Origin of the sequence: Acinetobacter junii (assembly GCF_018336855.1) — a bacterium.
GTDB classification, from domain to species: Bacteria; Pseudomonadota; Gammaproteobacteria; order Pseudomonadales; family Moraxellaceae; genus Acinetobacter; species Acinetobacter junii.
This window is the reverse complement of the sequence record NZ_CP059558.1, coordinates 306423-324131: the sequence shown is the minus strand read 5'-3', so window position 1 is coordinate 324131 and position 17709 is coordinate 306423. Positions and strand designations below refer to the sequence as shown.

Below are 17709 nucleotides of genomic sequence, written 5' to 3'. Positions count from 1 at the left end.
ATATAACAAATAGGATCATGCATGCAACTGACTTATGCAGGACAGGTTTTCTTGGTGGTGGTTGCGATCTTGTGTGTTTGGTCTTTTGTTCTGACAAAGTTTTGGCTAAAACGTTTAGCCAAAAATCGTGACAGCAGTAAGTTTGAATTTTCTTATTTATTTGTTGTTGTGTTTAGCGTCAGCTCCTTATTTTTCCCTTTTACCTATTGGGTTTCACAAGCTATATATAGCTTAGCAACCAAACCGAGCTATGATGCCAAAATCGTGAGTTATAGCTCTGAATGGGTTGATACTGAACGTACCGATTCAAATGGTAGAAAATACAGAACACAAACTTTAATGCATACCGCTCAGGTGCAATTTAAAGACCAACACAATAAAACTATCACCATAGATAATTCAATCCGCTCTGGTAATACTCCTATTATCGGTGATCATCTGACTGTCGTTTATAAAGATGGCGATCATAATGCTCAGGAAAAGAGTTGGCGGAGCATGCTGCTCTTTGCTGCTGCTTTATTTATGTTGTTTATATTGGGTTTTATCTTGTTGATGATCATTGCCTATGGGATGAATCGAGAGATGAAACCGTATAAGGCGTTTGCAAGCTTTTTAATTTTTAGAGTAACGCTCACATTTGGCACAATGGCAATGTTTGCTATGTTGTCTTACGCAGTTTTTGCTTATTTCTTTTTAGGTAATCCGCGTGATTTACCTGTGTGGGTCGTTGCGATTTGTGGCTTCTTTGCACTCTGCCTTTTACCGCTGATTTACCATATTTTGACAGGTTGGAAAGCGTACAAGAGATAATTTTTTATTGCCGCTTATTCTTTAATTGTTGTTATATACGCTGTCCCTACACTTTTACCTTGAAAATCCGATACCGAATAATTTTTCATCAAAATAATTTCATCTAGAATTTGTCCAAATACAATTTCACAGACCACAAACTCATTCAGAATTTTCTTTTCTTCATCTTTCAGATATAGGCGCATTATATGAGTTGAATCTTCTATTTTCATAAACAAGATCATACTGATATATAAATCATTATTCTTGTTATGAAAATCAATGTAGTCACCAGCAATGTCTTTACAATGCAAGCAAATATATCCCCGACAAATCTTTTGTTTTTCTATCATTTATTCTTTCCTAATAATAAAAAAAGCGCATCTTACGATACGCTTTTAGCAGAGATTCTTTTATTTAATCAAGCATTAAAGATCAAATAATTTTCCTGGGTTCATAATCCCATTCGGGTCAAATGCCAATTTTAATGCTTTCATATATTCAATTTCTTCAGGCGAACGTGAATATTCTAAATATGGTTTCTTGGTCATACCCACACCATGTTCGGCAGAGATCGAACCATCATATTTTTTCACAGTCTCAAACACATATTTATTCACAACCTGACACTTCGCAAAGAATTCGTCTTTAGTTAGGTTTTCAGGTTTTAAAATATTTAAGTGCAAGTTACCGTCACCAATATGACCGAACCAGCAGATTTCAAAGTCTGGATAGTTTTGTGAAACGATCGCATCAATTTCTGAGATAAACGCAGGGACATGCGAAATTAACACTGAAATATCATTCTTATAAGGAATATACGGTGCAATCGATTCCGAAATATCTTCACGTAAACGCCATAAGCTCTGTGCTTGTTCTAAGCTTTGACTCATTACGCCATCAATCACCCAACCTTGTTCCATACAATGCTCAAAAATCTGCATTGCTTTGTCCATAATCGGCTCATACGGCGCTTCAAATTCAAGTAATACATAGAATGGGCAAGTTGTTTCAAATGGACGTTGTACATGACCACGATCCAACACTTTTTGCATTGCCACTTCACCAAAGAACTCGAATGCGGTTAAGTCGATTTCTTTTTGGAAAGCATGTAATACAGGCATCACCGCTTCAAAGTCAGGCGTACCCAATACCATGACTTGTAGGTTTTGTGGTTGACGCTCAAGTTTAATTTCAGCTTCAGTAATGAGACCTAATGTACCTTCACCACCGATAAATAAATGCTGTAAGGCATAACCTGTCGCATTTTTAATCATGCCTTTGTTTAAACGTAAAATGTCACCTTTACCAGTCACAACCGTTAAACCAAGCACCCAGTTACGTGTCATGCCGTATTTGATAACTTTAATACCGCCTGCATTGGTTCCGATATTTCCACCAATTTGACTAGAACCAGCTGAAGCGAAGTCCACTGGATAATACATCCCTTGTTCTTCTGCAAAATTCTGCAACTGCTCAGTCACGACACCTGCTTGGACACGAACCATACGATCCGCTGGCAAGAATTCCAAGATTTGATTCATCTTATCAAAGCTAATCACGATCTCGCCATTGTTCGCTACCGCACCAGCCGATAAACCTGTGCGACCACCTGATGGCGTGATTGCCACTTTAAAACGGTTCGCCAGTTTTACAATCTCTTGAACTTGTTCAGTGCTTGATGGAAAAACGATGACTGATGGGTTCGGATCAAAGTGTTTAGTATGATCTCGTCCCCAATTTTCCAAGCTATCGGCATCAGTTTTAATACGGTTTTCACCCACGATTGCCGTTAAGAGGGTCAATAACTCGGGTGTTAAAGCGACTGGAGCATTCATCGTTTTCAGGCCTAGTAAGAAAGAGATATAGGACTTCTGGATGATCCTGAGTGTATTTCAAGGGCTTGAAAACAAAGGATTCAAAACATCCAAAATATAGAAACGCTAGCGAACTATCAAACTGTCTACACAACGAGTTCGAGCTTCGTATTCCTTTATTTTACATGTAAGCAAGCGAGGGATAAAGCACAGGATAAACATCTCGTCATAACAAAATGTGTATATGAACTAAAATTCATTCGAAACTGAAAAAATCTCAACAATTATGCTGAGCTAATTTTAAACGAAATATCTATAACACAAAGCTCTATGCTATGATACCGCAACTAAATTTTGGCCTTTGTAGCGGAGCCGTAATGAGCCAACATCTATCACTACCTAAAGACAAAATCCGTTTCCTTTTGCTTGAAGGTGTGCATCAAAATGCCATCGATACATTAAACGCTGCGGGTTATACCAACATCGATTATCACAAAACTGCGCTTGAAGGCGAAGCTTTGAAAGAAGCGGTCAAAGATGCGCACTTTATTGGTATTCGTTCGCGTACTCAATTGACTGAAGAAATCTTTGAAGCAGCGAATAAATTGATTGCGGTAGGTTGTTTCTGTATTGGTACTAACCAAGTTGATTTAAAAGCAGCAATGTCTCGTGGTATTCCTGTTTTCAATGCACCGTATTCGAATACGCGTTCTGTAGCAGAATTGGTTCTTGCTGAAGCAATTTTATTACTTCGTCGTGTACCTGAAAAATCAAAAGATACGCATGCAGGTGGTTGGAACAAATCGGCTGTTGGTTCATACGAAACTCGTGGTAAAACATTAGGTATCGTAGGTTACGGTTCTATCGGCTCTCAACTTTCAGTTTTAGCTGAAAGCTTAGGTATGAAAGTTTGCTATTATGATGCGGTAACTAAATTACCGTTAGGTAATGCACGCCAAGTCGGTTCTTTGGATGAGCTTTTAGAAACTGCTGATGTGGTTTCTTTACACGTTCCTGATGTTCCTTCTACGCGTAACTTCTTCAAGAAAGAACAGTTTGCGAAAATGAAGCCTGGTTCAATCTTCATCAATGCTGCACGTGGTACATGTGTAATTATCGAAGATTTAGCTGATGCGATTAAATCTGGTCACATCGCTGGTGCTGCAGTAGACGTATTCCCGAAAGAGCCAAAAGCAAATGGTGAAGAATTCCAATCTCCACTTCGCGGCTTAGACAACGTGATTTTGACACCGCACGTGGGTGGTTCTACGATGGAAGCACAAGCAAACATCGGTTTAGAAGTTGCTGAAAAATTCGTTGCGTATTCAGATAAAGGTATGACACTTTCTGCGGTGAACTTCCCAGAAATCGCATTACCACTTTCTGATGGTCAACATCGTTTACTTCACATCCACAAAAACGTTCCTGGTGTATTGTCTAAGATCAATACATTGTTCGCTGAACAAGGAATCAATATCTCTGGTCAATCTTTAATGACTAAAGGTGATATCGGTTACTTGGTAATGGATGTTGATGCTTCTGCATCTCAAGAAGCTTTGGATACTCTACATAATGTAGAAGGTACAATCCGAGTACGTGTATTGTTCTAATTTAGACAATTCACTCAAAAGCCACGGCACTTGCTGTGGCTTTTTTATTAGTGATTGAATTATTATGTGAATATTAAACCAATTGTTCTAATAATAAGTGTCCCAATGCTAAAAACACCTGTGCACGCTCTCCTCCTCTTAATGATCGCCATGTTATGTGTACAAGGTAGCGGTTCTTTAGCCAAAATTTTATTTCAAAGTTTTCCAGTATTGACCGTATCCGCAATGCGCTTATGTTTTGGTGCGATCATTTTGACAATTATTTTTAAAATTTGGACCATCAATTTTAAAGCTGTTCGTTGGAAAGCCATTCTCAGCTACGGTATGGCGCTAGCAGGAATGAATGCTCTCTTTTATTTATCACTGGAGCGCTTACCTCTAGGCTTGGCTGTTGCTTTTGAATTTATTGGACCTTTGAGCGTAGCACTTTATCATGCTCGCCAAAAATACGATTTCATTTGGGTGGGATGTGCCATTTTAGGCTTGATTCTACTTTTCCCGCTACAGCAAGCTCAGCAAGGACTGGATCTAGTCGGTGTCTTTTTTGCCGTCAGTGCGGGTGCCTGTTGGGCACTTTATATTATTGCGGGACAGAAGCCTTCTGGCATTTCAGGCAATCATACTGTCTGTTTGGGAATGAGTATCGGCATGCTATGTTTATTACCTTTCGCCATCTTTTCAGGGGCGCTTGATCGTGTCATTGAATTGCCAAATATCTACTATTTTATTGGACTGGCAATCTTAGCAAGTGCATTGCCCTTTACTTTAGAAATGATCGCATTAAGAAGCCTAACTCCTTTAAGTTTTGGAACACTCATGAGTCTTGAACCTGCCGTAGCTGCATTATCAGGATTTATTTTTCTGGGTGAGACTTTGTTGTGGAATCAATGGCTTGCGCTTGGCACGATTATCATCGCATCGATCGGTTGTACATTTACCACTCAACATGCTCGACAGCAAAAAGTGAATAAATAAAATGAAAGCGTTCCATCACGATGTACTGTCTTCATCTTATAATCAAACCACCTATCTTGTAGGTATTTTTTACTTTGCTTTTGTAGATCTTCCATGAAAAATATCCAGTTGGTCGCGGTGCTGTACATGGTTCTTTCCATGGTGTCTTATCAAATCAGCGCTTCATTTGCCAAACAACTTATTGCAACACTTGATCCACTGACCGTCACGATTCTACGACTCTGTTTTGCAACGATTTTGGTTGCGATCATGTTCCGCTCATGGAAAGTATTATCTAAGCTAAAGTATTTAAAATGGCGTGATTTATTACTTTATAGTGCATCCTTAGGTTGTATGAATATTCTGTTTTATACATCTTTAGGCAAACTGCCTCAAGGGATTGCTGTAGGCCTAGAATTCATTGGTCCTTTAGGATTAGCATTACTATCAATCAAACAGCGCAGTGATTATATTTGGGTGGTTTTTGCTATCTTAGGAATCGCATTAATGGTTCCTTGGCACGATGCGAACTCGGAAAATTTCTCCTACTTTGGAGCTGCTTGCGCTTTAAGTGCTGGACTCTTTTGGGCCTTGTATATTTATTTTGGGCATCGCGTGGTACAACAAAATATTGGGATGCATGCGCTTACTATTGCGATTGGTTTGTCTGCACTGACCTTATTACCATTCGGACTTTGGAACAACACGCCTGCCTTAATCGATACGCAATATTGGGGCAAAGCCCTAGTGATTGCAGTATTAGCCACCGCCATTCCCTATGCGCTTGATTTGATGGCATTGAAACGGTTAAGCAAACTCAGTTATGGAACACTGACGAGTCTTGCACCTGCTTTAGCAGCATTAGCAGGACTCTTCATACTGCATGAGCAGATTAGTTTGATTCAATGGATCGCTCTTCTTTGTATCATGATCGCATCAATTGGAGTGACCTTACGTGGTGAAAAATCACAACCACAATAAGAACACTCCTTAATATTAAAATAGCGAAAAATTAGGCATCTGAACGTTTATATTTTTTATATTCAGCTAGATATTTCTTACCTAATTTTTCCTTTTCACTATCTGCCAAAATTTTTCCTGCTTGTTGGAAAAACTTATGTTCCTCTTCTTTTAAATGATGATGCACCTTTTCACTTAATTGTTTTGCTGTCGCTAACCAACTTGGATTGCTCATGTCGGTTTCTTCTAATTTTTCTACCAATTCATCCATTTCATGATGTTCAGCCAATGCATGCCGAGTAATATCTAAACCCACATCATCAAACATCAATGGAATATACAAATAACGATCTTCAGCAACTGAGTGGGCATATAATTCATTTTTGAGCAAATCAAAAAGTTCTTTACGCTCATCACTCGATCCACTGGTGGTAATTAATTGATTTGCTAAACTACGTTGTTGTTCATGACTTTCTCGAAGTGCTTCAAATATATTCATTTTTACCTCTAAGATTGGCGAACAACCACAGTACGAGATAGTAGTTATCTTGTTACTGCGGTTTTTGGCTAAACTTCCATCTTAGAAAGTGTTGATTTTTTAGACAGCATCATTTAGGTATGTTTTTGTTGTGAAACTTTATCTTTTGGTTCAAACAGTAACTATCATTTGATAACCCAATCGACAAATCAAAATACTCACCAAAATTAAAAACAATACTCGAATAAATCCACTTCCATATTTTAGAGCAAGGCGTACACCCAACAATGAACCAGCAATATTTGCTAGTGCCATCATTAAACCCAATGCAAATAACACATGACCTGTTGGTATAAAGAAGCTTAATGCCGCTAGATTCGTCATGAAATTGCCAATTTTGGATAGTGCAGAAGCATGCAAGAAATCAACTTGCAAAAAACGAATGAAAAAGAAAATAAAGAAGCTGCCTGTTCCAGGTCCAAAGATTCCATCATAAAAACCAATTGCTAAACTACCTACCGCAGCAAAGATCAACAGTTTAGGAGTAATACGTTGATCCACATGAACTTGCCCAAACTGCTTTTTCATAAAAGTATAAATCGCAATCACGACCAGCATGACCAATACAAAAGGTCTTAGAATATGAGTGGGGATCATGGAGACACAAGCAGCTCCAGCGAAAGAACTTATGAATGCAAAGATGGCAATCACAAGTAAAAGTTTCCAGTTTAATTTGACCCGCCTAGCAAAAGAAAATGCCGCCGATGCTGTACCACAAATTGAAGCAAGCTTATTGGTACCAAATATTGTTGCAGGTGAGGTATTTGGCAGTGCCCCCATTAGAGCAGGGATTTGTATGAGTCCACCGCCACCTACTGCTGCATCAATTGTTCCTGCACAAAAAGCAAAAAAGATTAAACTCAGAATGAGTTCCCACTCCATGAGTTATATCCTTATAAATTCAATAAACGTTTTGGCACCAATCGTTTTTTATCTGTAATTTCAGCTAAGCCCAAACAACGATCACCATTAAACACTAACACTTCCGCTGCCGCCTCGTGATCGATATTACTTTCTTGTCCATTACCAAAATATTTTTCGCGTCCCTCAGGAAGCTGTACACGAGGGAAATGCTCAACGGGTGCATAGACAGGTAGCAATAAAGCATCCCGTTGTTCAAGTGACAAACTTTCCAAATATTCAATGGTATAATTTGGATCAATCTCAAAATGTCCCGTTTGAACACGGTGTAATTTTGTCAAATGTCCGCCACAGCCCAAAGCCTCACCAATATCCTCCCCCAACACACGGATATAAGTTCCTTTTGAACAAGTCACATCCAGAGTTAAGCTATCTTCGGTAAAACTCACTAATCGTAGCTCAAAAATCGTAACGGGACGTGCTTCGCGCTCAATCTCAATTCCTTGACGCGCAAGTTCATACAAAGGGCGACCTTCTCGCTTCAACGCTGAGTACATGGGTGGAACTTGCTGAATATCCCCACGGAATTTTGTTAATACCTGCTCAATACTTTCTTCAGTCAGTTGCGGCACTGCTCGTTGCTGTAAAACTTCACCTTCAACATCACCTGTCGCAGTCGTTTCACCCAACTTTACCGTGGTCTGATAACGCTTTGTAGAATCAAGCAAGTAATGTGAAAATTTGGTCGCTTCCCCCAAACAAATTGGAAGTAAACCTGTCGCCAATGGGTCTAAAGCACCTGTGTGTCCCGCCTTTTGTGCATTAAACAGACGGCGAACTTTCTGAAGTGCTGAGTTTGAACTCAAACCAAGTGGTTTATTCAATAAAAAAACACCACTTAAATGGCGATAAGAACTTTTTTTCATATACGAAAAATCAAAATCTTAAAAAATCATTTTATCAAAACTATTCATCGGATTTTCAAAAATTAGTCGCTGAAAAAAACAACAAATATGATAGATTTATTTTCGTTTTCGAACCAATAAGCAAATGGATGATGCTTAAATGAATAAAACCAAAACAAATATACTGAAATTTTGTACTATTTTGATCATTTCATTGGTTTTCATGATCATCCTTTATTGGCTATATCCTAAAAGCCAACTCGCCAACAGCAAACCAATTGATCAATCTGTCAGCAGTGCTTCTAACTCAAGAAATCAGCCCACTGTCTTAAATCAGAATGATGAAATTTCAAAGCTTAAAAGCTTAAGTCAAAATGATACTGAGATTAATTGTGAGCTGCTATTCGATGCCTCCCAACAATTAATCATCAATGAAAAAACTCGTAATTGCTTTGAATATTTCATTTCTCAGTATGGTGAAAATGAGATCACGACAATTCAAGGACGCTTCCAGTTGTTTGTTACGCAGCATTTTAAAATTGAGCAGCAACAACAAATCTTAGAATTATGGTCACGCTATTTAAATTATCGTGAAGCACTGAGTCAACTTCAGCTTCATGAAGCTCCACAAGACAACTATCAATATTTCCAAGCTGTTTTTAACTCTATGCAGGATCTAAAGCAAAAGATCTTTTCGAAACGAGAAATCGAGGGATTATTTGGCGCAGAGGATGTTTACCAACAATATACTTTAGATCGAATGCAGATTTTAGAAAACGATACTCTCGATTCGATAGCAAAGGCTCAACGCTTACAACAACGCTTTGAACAACTCCCCTTAGAATGGCAGGACAATCTAAAGAGCTTAACGCAACTCGAAAATCTTGCTGCTCTCACTCAACAAATTAAAGATAGAAATGGCTCTGCTCAAGAGCTTCGTGAAATGCGTCAAAACCTAGTAGGCGCTGCGGCAACTGAACGTTTAGAAGCGCTTGATCAACAGAGATCAACGTGGAAACAACGTGTGCTGTCCTATCTGAACGCTCGAAAAATAATTGTGGATAGTAATCTCAGCACTGTTGCTAAGGATCAAGCAATTCAAAAACTTAAACAACAGAATTTTCAATCATCTCAAGAACAACAACGCTTACATACATTTGAAGAAATCTATGACCAAGGAGGAGTATTACCATTTAGCCAATAAAAACTAGACATTGAAAATGCTATTCCGCACGGATGCAATGTCTTGTTCATTAAGAACTTTAGACCCTAATCAAAATAAAAATTGAGAGAAATACTATGCCAAATGTTTTTCGTTGCATTGCCACAGCTTTGTTGGCAATCAGCGCAACTACGAGTTATGCATCAAATGCAACTCAAGTTCAACCAAGTTATGTCATATCCAATTATGCAAAGACAAAATATCCCGTGGTTTTTGTGCATGGCGTAGCTGGATTTTCACGCGTAGGAACTGATCCTTTAGGTGTTGACTATTGGCATCAGATCTTGCCTGATTTAGCACGAAATGGAGCGAATGTATGGACAACTCGACTGTCACCATTCAATTCTAATGAAATTCGAGGAGAGCAACTCATACAACAAGTTGAAGATATCCTCGCGATTACGGGACAATCGAAAGTCAATTTAATTGGACACAGCCAAGGTGGACCAACGATTCGTTATGTTGCTGGAATTATGCCTAATCAAGTTGCTTCACTGACCAGTATCAGTGGCACACATAAGGGCTCTCCAGTTGCTAGCTTGATCATGAATGTCAATGGGACGGTACTCGGAGATATTGGTTCTGCAATCGTGAACTTTTTCTCTGGTGCTATTACTTGGTCACAAGGACTTGATCCGAAAAGTTATCCTCATGATGCAATGGCAGCAGGACGAAGTATTTCAGTTGAAGGCTCTACAGCATTTAATACTCGTTTTCCAATGGGTGTACCCACAAGCTCTTGTGGTGAAGGAAGTTATCAAGATAAAGGAATTTATATGTATTCTTTTTCGGGTACACAGGCATTAACTAATCTTCTCGACCCTCTTGATCCTTTATTCATTAGTACCAGTCCAATTGTAAATCTTATGGGAGACAATGATGGCATGGTTAGTCGATGTAGTGCAAAATTCGGTCGCACTGTCCGTGACAATTTACCTTGGAATCATGCGGATGAAGTCAATCAGGTTTTAGGTCTACGCTCTATATTGGCACCAAACCCTACAGATATATATCGCCAACATGTGAACCGTCTAAAACTACAAGGACTCTAAGTTTTAGGCATAAAAAAAATGCGCCTAAAGGCGCATTTTTTTGCTTTACAACAAAGTTAAAATTAACCTTGTTTACGAGCTGGTAACTTTTCACGAATACGTGCAGCTTTACCAGACAACTCGCGTAGGTAGTAAAGTTTAGCACGACGAACGTCACCACGACGTTTCACTTCGATTTTAGCAACGATTGGAGAGTGAGTTTGGAAAACACGCTCAACACCAACACCGCTAGAAATTTTACGAACTGTGAAAGCAGAGTTCAAACCACGATTTTTCTTCGCGATTACAACACCTTCAAATGCTTGAAGACGCTCACGGTCACCCTCTTTTACTTTTACTTGAACGATAACAGTGTCACCAGGAGCAAAAGCAGGGATATCAGTTTTTAACTGTGCATTTTCAACAGCTTGAACTAAAGGATGTTTACCACTCATTGTGGAATCTCCAATATGTGCGGGAGAGAAGAGGTCTCTTACACCGCTGAGGATAGAGGCTAAAGCGCATATCTCTCGTTTAACTTTCCCTTTAAAGCAAAATTGCCCTAAAGAGCCTATTTTTCAACTTAAACTAAGTTTAAGTAGCAACTCGAAGCAATGCTTCTCGTCTGGAACAAAGATAAATCATACTTATGAACCACATATCTAAAGCATATTTAGATTTGCATTTATCCTTGTGAATTTTTTAACCATTTTATTTGCTGCTTAGTCAATTCTACTTTTTCAACCAACTCTGGTCGTCGATCTAAAGTACGCTGATAACGCTGCAAAAAACGCCATTTTTCGATATTGGCATGATGTCCTGATTTAAGTACCTCAGGCACATCCAACCCTTCAAAATGGTCAGGTTTTGTATATTGCGGACAGTCTAATAAACCATCCACAAAAGAATCTTGGATCGCTGATTGCTCGTCAGACATGACATTCGGCAAACGGCGAATAATACTATCAAGCAACACCATCGCAGGTAGTTCACCACCAGATAAAACGTAATCCCCAATTGACCACTCTTGATCAACATAATGCTGGATTAAGCGTTCATCTACACCTTCATAACGACCACATAATACAATCAATCCATCATAATCAACGAATTGTTGTACTGCTTGTTCATTTAAGGTTTTGCCTTGCGGTGACATATACACCACTGGCGCTTGAACACAGCCTGCTTGCATCGCAAGTTGTTTAGCATGGGTAATTGCTTTTGCCAAAGGCTCAGCCATCATAACCATACCAGGACCACCACCGAAAGGACGCTCATCCACTCGTTTGTAGTTGCCCTCTGCAAAATCTCTTGGATTTATGCAAGTGACTTGCACAATATCTTTTTTTGTAGCTCTTCCGCTAATGCCATATGCCGTAATTGCTTCAAACATTTCAGGAAATAATGTGATGACTGCAAAAAACATCGCAGACTCCTCTATTCCTGCTGCGTTACAATCCATTGAGGATTAGTAATCTACGCCCCAATTAACGTAAATACGACCAGCTTCAAGATCAACACGTTGTACCACATCTTTATGCCAAGGAATCATTCGTTCTTCAGCATCAACACTGTCAGCAGTCGCTTTGACTACCATGACATCATTGGCACCTGTCTCAAATAATTCAAAGATTTGACCAAGATTTACTTCTTGCTCATCATCACTAAGACCTAATACTGTTAGACCTTTAAGATCTGACCAGTAATATTCATCTACATCAGCTTTAGGAAGCTGAGATTTGGCAATCCAGATATTTGCACCGACTAAGTTTTCTGCACCTGTGCGATCATTCACACCTTTTAATGCAACAACCAAGCCTTTGCCATGAGGTTTCCAACGTTTTACATCTATTGTTTGCCAACCTGCCTTAGTCTCGATGTACCAAGGAAGGTAGTCAAACATATTACTCATAGGTTCAGTATTTGAATAAACCCAGAGCCACCCATTCAATCCATACGCTGAACGTAACTGTCCAATCTGAATTCGATCTTCGGGAACATTCTGTATTGATGTCATGGGTTATCTACTACCCTTAAGCAGTAGCTGCAGCTTTCTTAGCTTGAGCAGCTAAAGAAGCAACACGTTCTGAAGGTTGAGCACCTTGAGCAACCCAGTGAGCAAAGCGATCAGCGTCTAAACGAACTTTTTCAGCTTTACCTTGTGCAGTTGGGTTAAAGAAACCAATACGTTCGATGAAACGACCATCACGTGCATTACGGCTATCAGTAACGATGATTTGGTAGAATGGACGTTTTTTTGCACCACCGCGCGCTAAACGAATAACAACCATGAGAACAACCTTATAGTTTTTACGGATTATCCCTGCGTCGACCACCGACAGCATTTCAAACCCCTTTAATAGAGGGCGACATTCTACGTTATATTTGAGGTGAAATAAAGCTTAAATTTAAGTTATCCACAGTTTTGAATTTGGTTATTGTTTTAGATCAGATAAATCGTTTCAAAGAACTTGAACTGTGTCCAATTCAAGTTCTTATTTACATTACTACCATGTGGTACAAGTATCACTCGATGTTGGGGCATCCTTACCATCATACCAGCATTTTATATTCTGATAATTCAAAGTAATCGCTCCTGTACCCGTTTGGCTCGTACCAGTTTTTGGTGTAGCAGTTAATGTCCAAGCTTCGGAACTTAATGCGCCACTCGTTAGTGGAGATAAAGTCACATCATAAAGCGCCTGTCCCTGTAAAGGATAAGCACTTGCAATACCTAGATCTGTTTTCTTTGCATTCTTTACTTTAAAGTTCGCAATTTTATAACGCTGTATTTTTGCTCCAAGATCAATCAATGTACTCTGCATTTCGACACGTTTGGTTTTACGAACATGATTCTGATAAGAAGGATATGCGATCGCAGCTAAAACACCAATAATTGCAACAACAATCATAACCTCAATAAGTGTAAAGCCCGTATTGGATTTTACCATGGCTCCTCTCCCGTACCACATCCTGTCGAGACTACATTCGCAGCTGTTTTATTTTTACAACGTAAGCCAGTACTCGTCATTAGAAAGTTATAGTTTTGAGCATCAGAAGTTATTCCATATAAAACCCAAGAACGTCCTGAGGCATCAGTAGCTGAAAGTAATTTACCATTACCTGAGCCTTTGGCTGCTGTAGTAGTAGTAGCAGCATCCTTTAGATCAAAGCTATAAGTTCGAGGTGCAACAACACCTTGAGTAGATAGATCGAAGCCCTTGTAACTAAAATTACGTGCTTTATGACGCTCTAGTAGCACAGAGATACGTTGCATTTCTTGCTGCATTTGAGCAGCAAGCGCACGTCGAGCATAAGATTGATATGAGGGTATTGCGATGGCAGCTATGATCGCAATAATTATAAGAACTACCATCAATTCAATCAGGGTGAAACCATCATTTTTGTTCATGTTTCACCTATCGTTCATACCAGCGTTGAGCAATTAACTTTACTCTAGTTGCGTAGGTATCATTCAAATTATTCGTTGTTAATGTTCCACCGACTAAACGTGTCGTACCATCACCAGGACTAGCAATAGTGTGATTTTGTATACCGGGACCATGATCGTCACTATAATTATTCTCTGTCCGCGTTGAATATTCAGATGCAGAGCATTGACCGAAAGGCATACAGAAAACTTGGACTTTACTTACACCTTGTACACCACCACCACATTCACCAGTTAATCCTAAACGACTAGAGTCATAACTACTCACATATAAATCATAATCAATAGCTGTTGGTGAGAAAAAAATCTTTTCCTGCTGAATCTTAGTTCCTCCACGTAACTTGTAATACCAGCCTGCAGAACTCGCATATGGCGCAATAGGTGCTGACATTTGTGTGGTAGTTTGCTGAAATCGATTACTGATCGTAATCTCATTTAGTGCTAGCAAGCTATTACTATTACCGACCGAAGTGTCATTCGTATTCATTGTAATCGCAGTATATAAATCTGCTCGAGTAACATCTTTATCATAGATTGTATAAAGTGCATCGTAATTTCGACCAGAATCATATCCTGCAAGTGGATGACTTAAGTTACCACTACCGATTGAAATTGCTGCAAATAAATTTCCACTCGCATTATCATCAAAAATCGCAAATGACGGTGCAGAATAAAAGCGAGGGCTTTTTCCATTTGACTCATGCATATTAAGAATACGAGTTGAACGAGTTGCAAATGCTCCACTAGTACTAGCATTATTATTTAGATCAACACGGAAAACTTGACCGCCTAAATCACCAAAATATAGATGATCAACTAATCCATCATTATTACGATCAGCAGTTTTAATTTCACTCACAACGCTATATTTCATATTGCTATCTTTCAGTGCAATAATGCCTGAATTAGTTAAAGAGTTTGTCGTTGCATCAACGTTACTGCTAGCCCACCACAATAAATCACCGGCATCATCACCATCAGCACTAAACATATAAACACCAGCACCAACACCGTTAGTTTGGTCATAGGTATCGCTTTCGTAACCAGCGTTATTGGCTTTGCTACCTATGCCATTTGTACCTCCAGCATCATAGCCTCCTCCAACAAACATCACTAACTTACGACTACCTTGCCATTTAACCCATGCTAGTTTTGGTTTAGACCAACTTTCTCCCATATAACTCAGAGGACCTGTAGTTGCAGCATCTGGATTTATATGAAATTTTAGTCGTGGATCATTCATATTCTTCAGATCAAGCGCATAGTAACTACGCCCACCCATACGCAAGCCACCATAAACCATCTGTTTGCCCTGTAACGTTGCCGAACCAGTAGTGACTTTACCAGTACCAACAGTTAAAGTGCCGTCAGCTTTTGGCACATACTCAGTGTACGCGACCCAAGGTGCATCAATACCATAAAATAAATTCGCCGTTCCACCTGTACTTTGATCTGGTGTTAAAAATGCTTTGCTTTGACGATCTATCATTTCATTAGGTACAAAGGCAAAAACTTCCTTACCACCGCCATTACTTGTGGTGTAGTCATCTGCTTTTACTACATGTAAAATGCCCTGAACACTGCCAAATAAAACATAATCCTCTCGACCACTTGTTACAAATTCGCTGGCTTCTTCGTCATAAGTCATTTTACCTTCGTTTGAAAGTAGTAATGGTGAGGAATGCATGACTGCACCTAACTGACGTAAATCCAGTAAAGTCAAAAGGTCAGATCGTTTTTGATCATTAGTAGCCCAATCACTACGATTAACTCGCCTTAAGGTCGAACCATTAGTCGCAACACCAGTACTGCTGTCAATCACACGATTAGTGAGTAGTTTACGATTTTCAACTGTGACACTATCGATCACAGAAGTACTCAATGGTAATTGTGACTTCGCCCCACCCATACGTGCGTATAATTCACTACCCCATACTGTCTCATCAGCCTCTGCAATAGTTTCATCTGAACTCACATTTGGAGCCCAATAATCATGTGTGCCAGTAATTAAACGCCCCAAACTATCTGTTACTGCCTCTTTCTCCTCAGCAGCACCAATCACTGTACTATTTTTACCGACTAACCGTCCTAGACTATTAACATGATACTTTTTCATATTTCCCACCCACAAACTACTGCCTTCAGTAGTGACTTGCAATGGTGTAGGTTTGAACTGAGCAAAATAAGCATTACTCTGTACTAAGACAGGATTAAGTGGGTCTTGCGGAATAGTTGGTGCGCCGGTAGTCATAAATGGAATATTTGCATCACCCACTTCTTCAATGAATCGCTTTATCGTACTAGCTAAAGGATGATCCTCATCTACTGTTATATAGCCGCCCCCCCCTTTAACACCAGAAATAGCCGCATCTCTTTTAGCATTGTACAAAACCCTTTGATCAGGAGTAGCTGCTGCTAATATTTCAGCAGCCACTTGTTGAATCATAGCCTCTGTAGTTAACTTAGGATCGTACTCAGAAAGATCTGGGGAGAAAGCAAAATCAGTACCAAAACTTACCACCACCGATTTAACTGGAACGGCTATCCTAGCTTTACTAGCGGCCAACAGGTCTGCCGCATTCCCTATACACTGCCAACTTCTATCAACACTTGAACTACCAGAATCTGAACATTGAGATGATGTTAAATTGAATCCAGTCTGCATCACTCTATTAATTTGTGTAGCAGCACTCTCTCCTTTAGTAGAATGATTACCATACATAAGATCATCATCTGGAATACCAGAAGTCAATGAAAATATTCCATAACCAGAACACTGATCAGAATGTAAATCAGTTCCATCCGAATTAGTTAATAAACTATATACTGATGAACCGTAACTCTGAGCTACCCGAACATTTCGTTCACCAGCATTTGTTCTAGAAATACGTAAACCAGCCACGATTTGGCTTAATTCATCACGTCCATTTATACAACCGGAGTATGGAGCTGTATCGCAAATCGCACCAGTAGTAGGATTATACCAGGCCAATGGTACTGGTCTCTTTATGACAGCACTACCATCGGCAGGAGATGCAGTATGTTTTGGAAAAAATGAAAAACCTATAGAAACTCCCGAACCCAAATTAACATCATTTATTACATCCAAAACGCCACGTTTCAACATAGTTAAACGGCTGTAACAATGATATTCATCTGCAGTTACTAAATCACAAAAGGTCTCTATTGCACGTCTTCTAGGAGAAGTTTCAGCATTTTCTTTAGAAATTTTACAGTAAGAAGTGTTGTAGGTATAACCTGCCCGAGTTTGCGTGCCAGTAAAGTATTTTTTGTTACCTTCAGCATTATTTGTAGTTGGGGTACAATTCAGACCTGGACCAAAATCATTTTCAATTGTGCTGGGGCCAGTTGTCCCACTTGGCTCTCCAGACATATATGTTGAATTATCCAAATTCAACATTACACGAGCTTTACCATCTGCCGCATTTGGTGCCTTATAAATTTCGATATCACTCGCATTATTTGCACTCACACATAACATTAAGGTTGTTAACATGGAGAGTTTAAATGCCATTATTTTTACTGTAGTTTTCATAATCTAATCCCTCAA

At 39.3% G+C, this 17709-nt stretch carries 18 protein-coding genes; 6 read left to right on the top strand and 12 right to left on the bottom strand.

What is annotated here, in order from left to right; translation table 11 throughout:
• Positions 1-21: 21 nt before the first annotated feature.
• The gene (locus H2677_RS01535; protein ID WP_212639011.1) at positions 22-810 is read left to right on the top strand and encodes a xanthine permease; all 789 of its coding nucleotides are present in this window, start codon (positions 22-24) and stop codon (positions 808-810) included.
• Positions 811-824: 14 nt separating this feature from the next.
• Here H2677_RS01535 and H2677_RS01530 read toward each other — a convergent pair whose 3' ends face one another.
• Positions 825-1142: a single stranded DNA-binding domain-containing protein gene (locus tag H2677_RS01530; RefSeq protein ID WP_212639010.1), complete on the bottom strand. Its 318-nt coding sequence runs from the start codon at positions 1140-1142 to the stop codon at positions 825-827.
• Between the two features lie 75 nt (positions 1143-1217).
• Positions 1218-2627, bottom strand: a complete 1410-nt coding sequence (locus H2677_RS01525; protein ID WP_039047078.1) for an FAD-binding oxidoreductase — start codon at positions 2625-2627, stop codon at positions 1218-1220.
• A gap of 356 nt (positions 2628-2983) precedes the next feature.
• On the opposite strand from H2677_RS01525, the gene serA reads away from it, so the two are divergent.
• The 3 genes from serA (at position 2984) to H2677_RS01510 (ending at position 6151) form a co-directional block, all read left to right on the top strand.
• Positions 2984-4216: a phosphoglycerate dehydrogenase gene (gene serA / locus H2677_RS01520; RefSeq protein ID WP_194597078.1), complete on the top strand. Its 1233-nt coding sequence runs from the start codon at positions 2984-2986 to the stop codon at positions 4214-4216.
• A gap of 105 nt (positions 4217-4321) precedes the next feature.
• Positions 4322-5191: an EamA family transporter gene (locus H2677_RS01515; RefSeq protein ID WP_212639009.1), complete on the top strand. Its 870-nt coding sequence runs from the start codon at positions 4322-4324 to the stop codon at positions 5189-5191.
• 93 nt (positions 5192-5284) lie between these two features.
• Positions 5285-6151 (top strand): EamA family transporter, encoded by an 867-nt coding sequence (locus tag H2677_RS01510; protein ID WP_004909535.1) that lies wholly within the window; start codon positions 5285-5287, stop codon positions 6149-6151.
• Positions 6152-6182: 31 nt separating this feature from the next.
• Here H2677_RS01510 and H2677_RS01505 read toward each other — a convergent pair whose 3' ends face one another.
• The 3 genes from H2677_RS01505 to truB all read right to left on the bottom strand — a co-directional run bounded on the left by H2677_RS01505 (position 6183) and on the right by truB (position 8455).
• Positions 6183-6629, bottom strand: coding sequence for a hemerythrin domain-containing protein (locus H2677_RS01505; protein ID WP_004909538.1), 447 nt, complete (start codon positions 6627-6629; stop codon positions 6183-6185).
• A 150-nt stretch (positions 6630-6779) separates the two neighbouring features.
• Positions 6780-7550: a sulfite exporter TauE/SafE family protein gene (locus H2677_RS01500; RefSeq protein WP_004951635.1), complete on the bottom strand. Its 771-nt coding sequence runs from the start codon at positions 7548-7550 to the stop codon at positions 6780-6782.
• Positions 7551-7561: 11 nt separating this feature from the next.
• Complete coding sequence (truB, locus tag H2677_RS01495) at positions 7562-8455, bottom strand: tRNA pseudouridine(55) synthase TruB (protein WP_168154888.1); 894 nt, start codon at positions 8453-8455, stop codon at positions 7562-7564.
• 139 nt (positions 8456-8594) lie between these two features.
• On the opposite strand from truB, the gene H2677_RS01490 reads away from it, so the two are divergent.
• Together H2677_RS01490 and H2677_RS01485 are read left to right on the top strand one after the other, a co-directional pair.
• Entirely contained in the window at positions 8595-9638 is a 1044-nt protein-coding gene (locus tag H2677_RS01490; protein WP_004951628.1) for a lipase secretion chaperone, read from the top strand.
• Positions 9639-9733: 95 nt separating this feature from the next.
• Positions 9734-10708 carry a lipase family alpha/beta hydrolase gene (locus tag H2677_RS01485; protein ID WP_212639008.1) on the top strand — a complete coding sequence of 325 codons (975 nt, stop codon included), beginning with the start codon at positions 9734-9736 and terminating at the stop codon, positions 10706-10708.
• Between the two features lie 62 nt (positions 10709-10770).
• Here the strand turns inward: H2677_RS01485 and rplS are convergent, their stop codons facing one another.
• The 7 genes from rplS to H2677_RS01450 all read right to left on the bottom strand — a co-directional run bounded on the left by rplS (position 10771) and on the right by H2677_RS01450 (position 17694).
• Positions 10771-11142, bottom strand: coding sequence for a 50S ribosomal protein L19 (gene rplS / locus H2677_RS01480; RefSeq protein ID WP_004660214.1), 372 nt, complete (start codon positions 11140-11142; stop codon positions 10771-10773).
• A 230-nt stretch (positions 11143-11372) separates the two neighbouring features.
• Positions 11373-12113 carry a tRNA (guanosine(37)-N1)-methyltransferase TrmD gene (trmD, locus tag H2677_RS01475; protein WP_004951622.1) on the bottom strand — a complete coding sequence of 247 codons (741 nt, stop codon included), beginning with the start codon at positions 12111-12113 and terminating at the stop codon, positions 11373-11375.
• A 42-nt stretch (positions 12114-12155) separates the two neighbouring features.
• Positions 12156-12704, bottom strand: coding sequence for a ribosome maturation factor RimM (gene rimM, locus H2677_RS01470; RefSeq protein WP_212639007.1), 549 nt, complete (start codon positions 12702-12704; stop codon positions 12156-12158).
• A gap of 16 nt (positions 12705-12720) precedes the next feature.
• Positions 12721-12978 carry a 30S ribosomal protein S16 gene (gene rpsP / locus H2677_RS01465; RefSeq protein ID WP_004964546.1) on the bottom strand — a complete coding sequence of 86 codons (258 nt, stop codon included), beginning with the start codon at positions 12976-12978 and terminating at the stop codon, positions 12721-12723.
• A 216-nt stretch (positions 12979-13194) separates the two neighbouring features.
• Positions 13195-13638 (bottom strand): type IV pilin protein, encoded by a 444-nt coding sequence (locus tag H2677_RS01460; RefSeq protein WP_212639006.1) that lies wholly within the window; start codon positions 13636-13638, stop codon positions 13195-13197.
• Positions 13632-14099 carry a type IV pilin protein gene (locus H2677_RS01455; protein WP_099948003.1) on the bottom strand — a complete coding sequence of 156 codons (468 nt, stop codon included), beginning with the start codon at positions 14097-14099 and terminating at the stop codon, positions 13632-13634. Before H2677_RS01455 ends, H2677_RS01460 begins: the two co-directional genes overlap by 7 nt.
• A gap of 7 nt (positions 14100-14106) precedes the next feature.
• Positions 14107-17694 carry a pilus assembly protein gene (locus H2677_RS01450; RefSeq protein WP_212639005.1) on the bottom strand — a complete coding sequence of 1196 codons (3588 nt, stop codon included), beginning with the start codon at positions 17692-17694 and terminating at the stop codon, positions 14107-14109.
• Positions 17695-17709 lie beyond the last annotated feature (15 nt).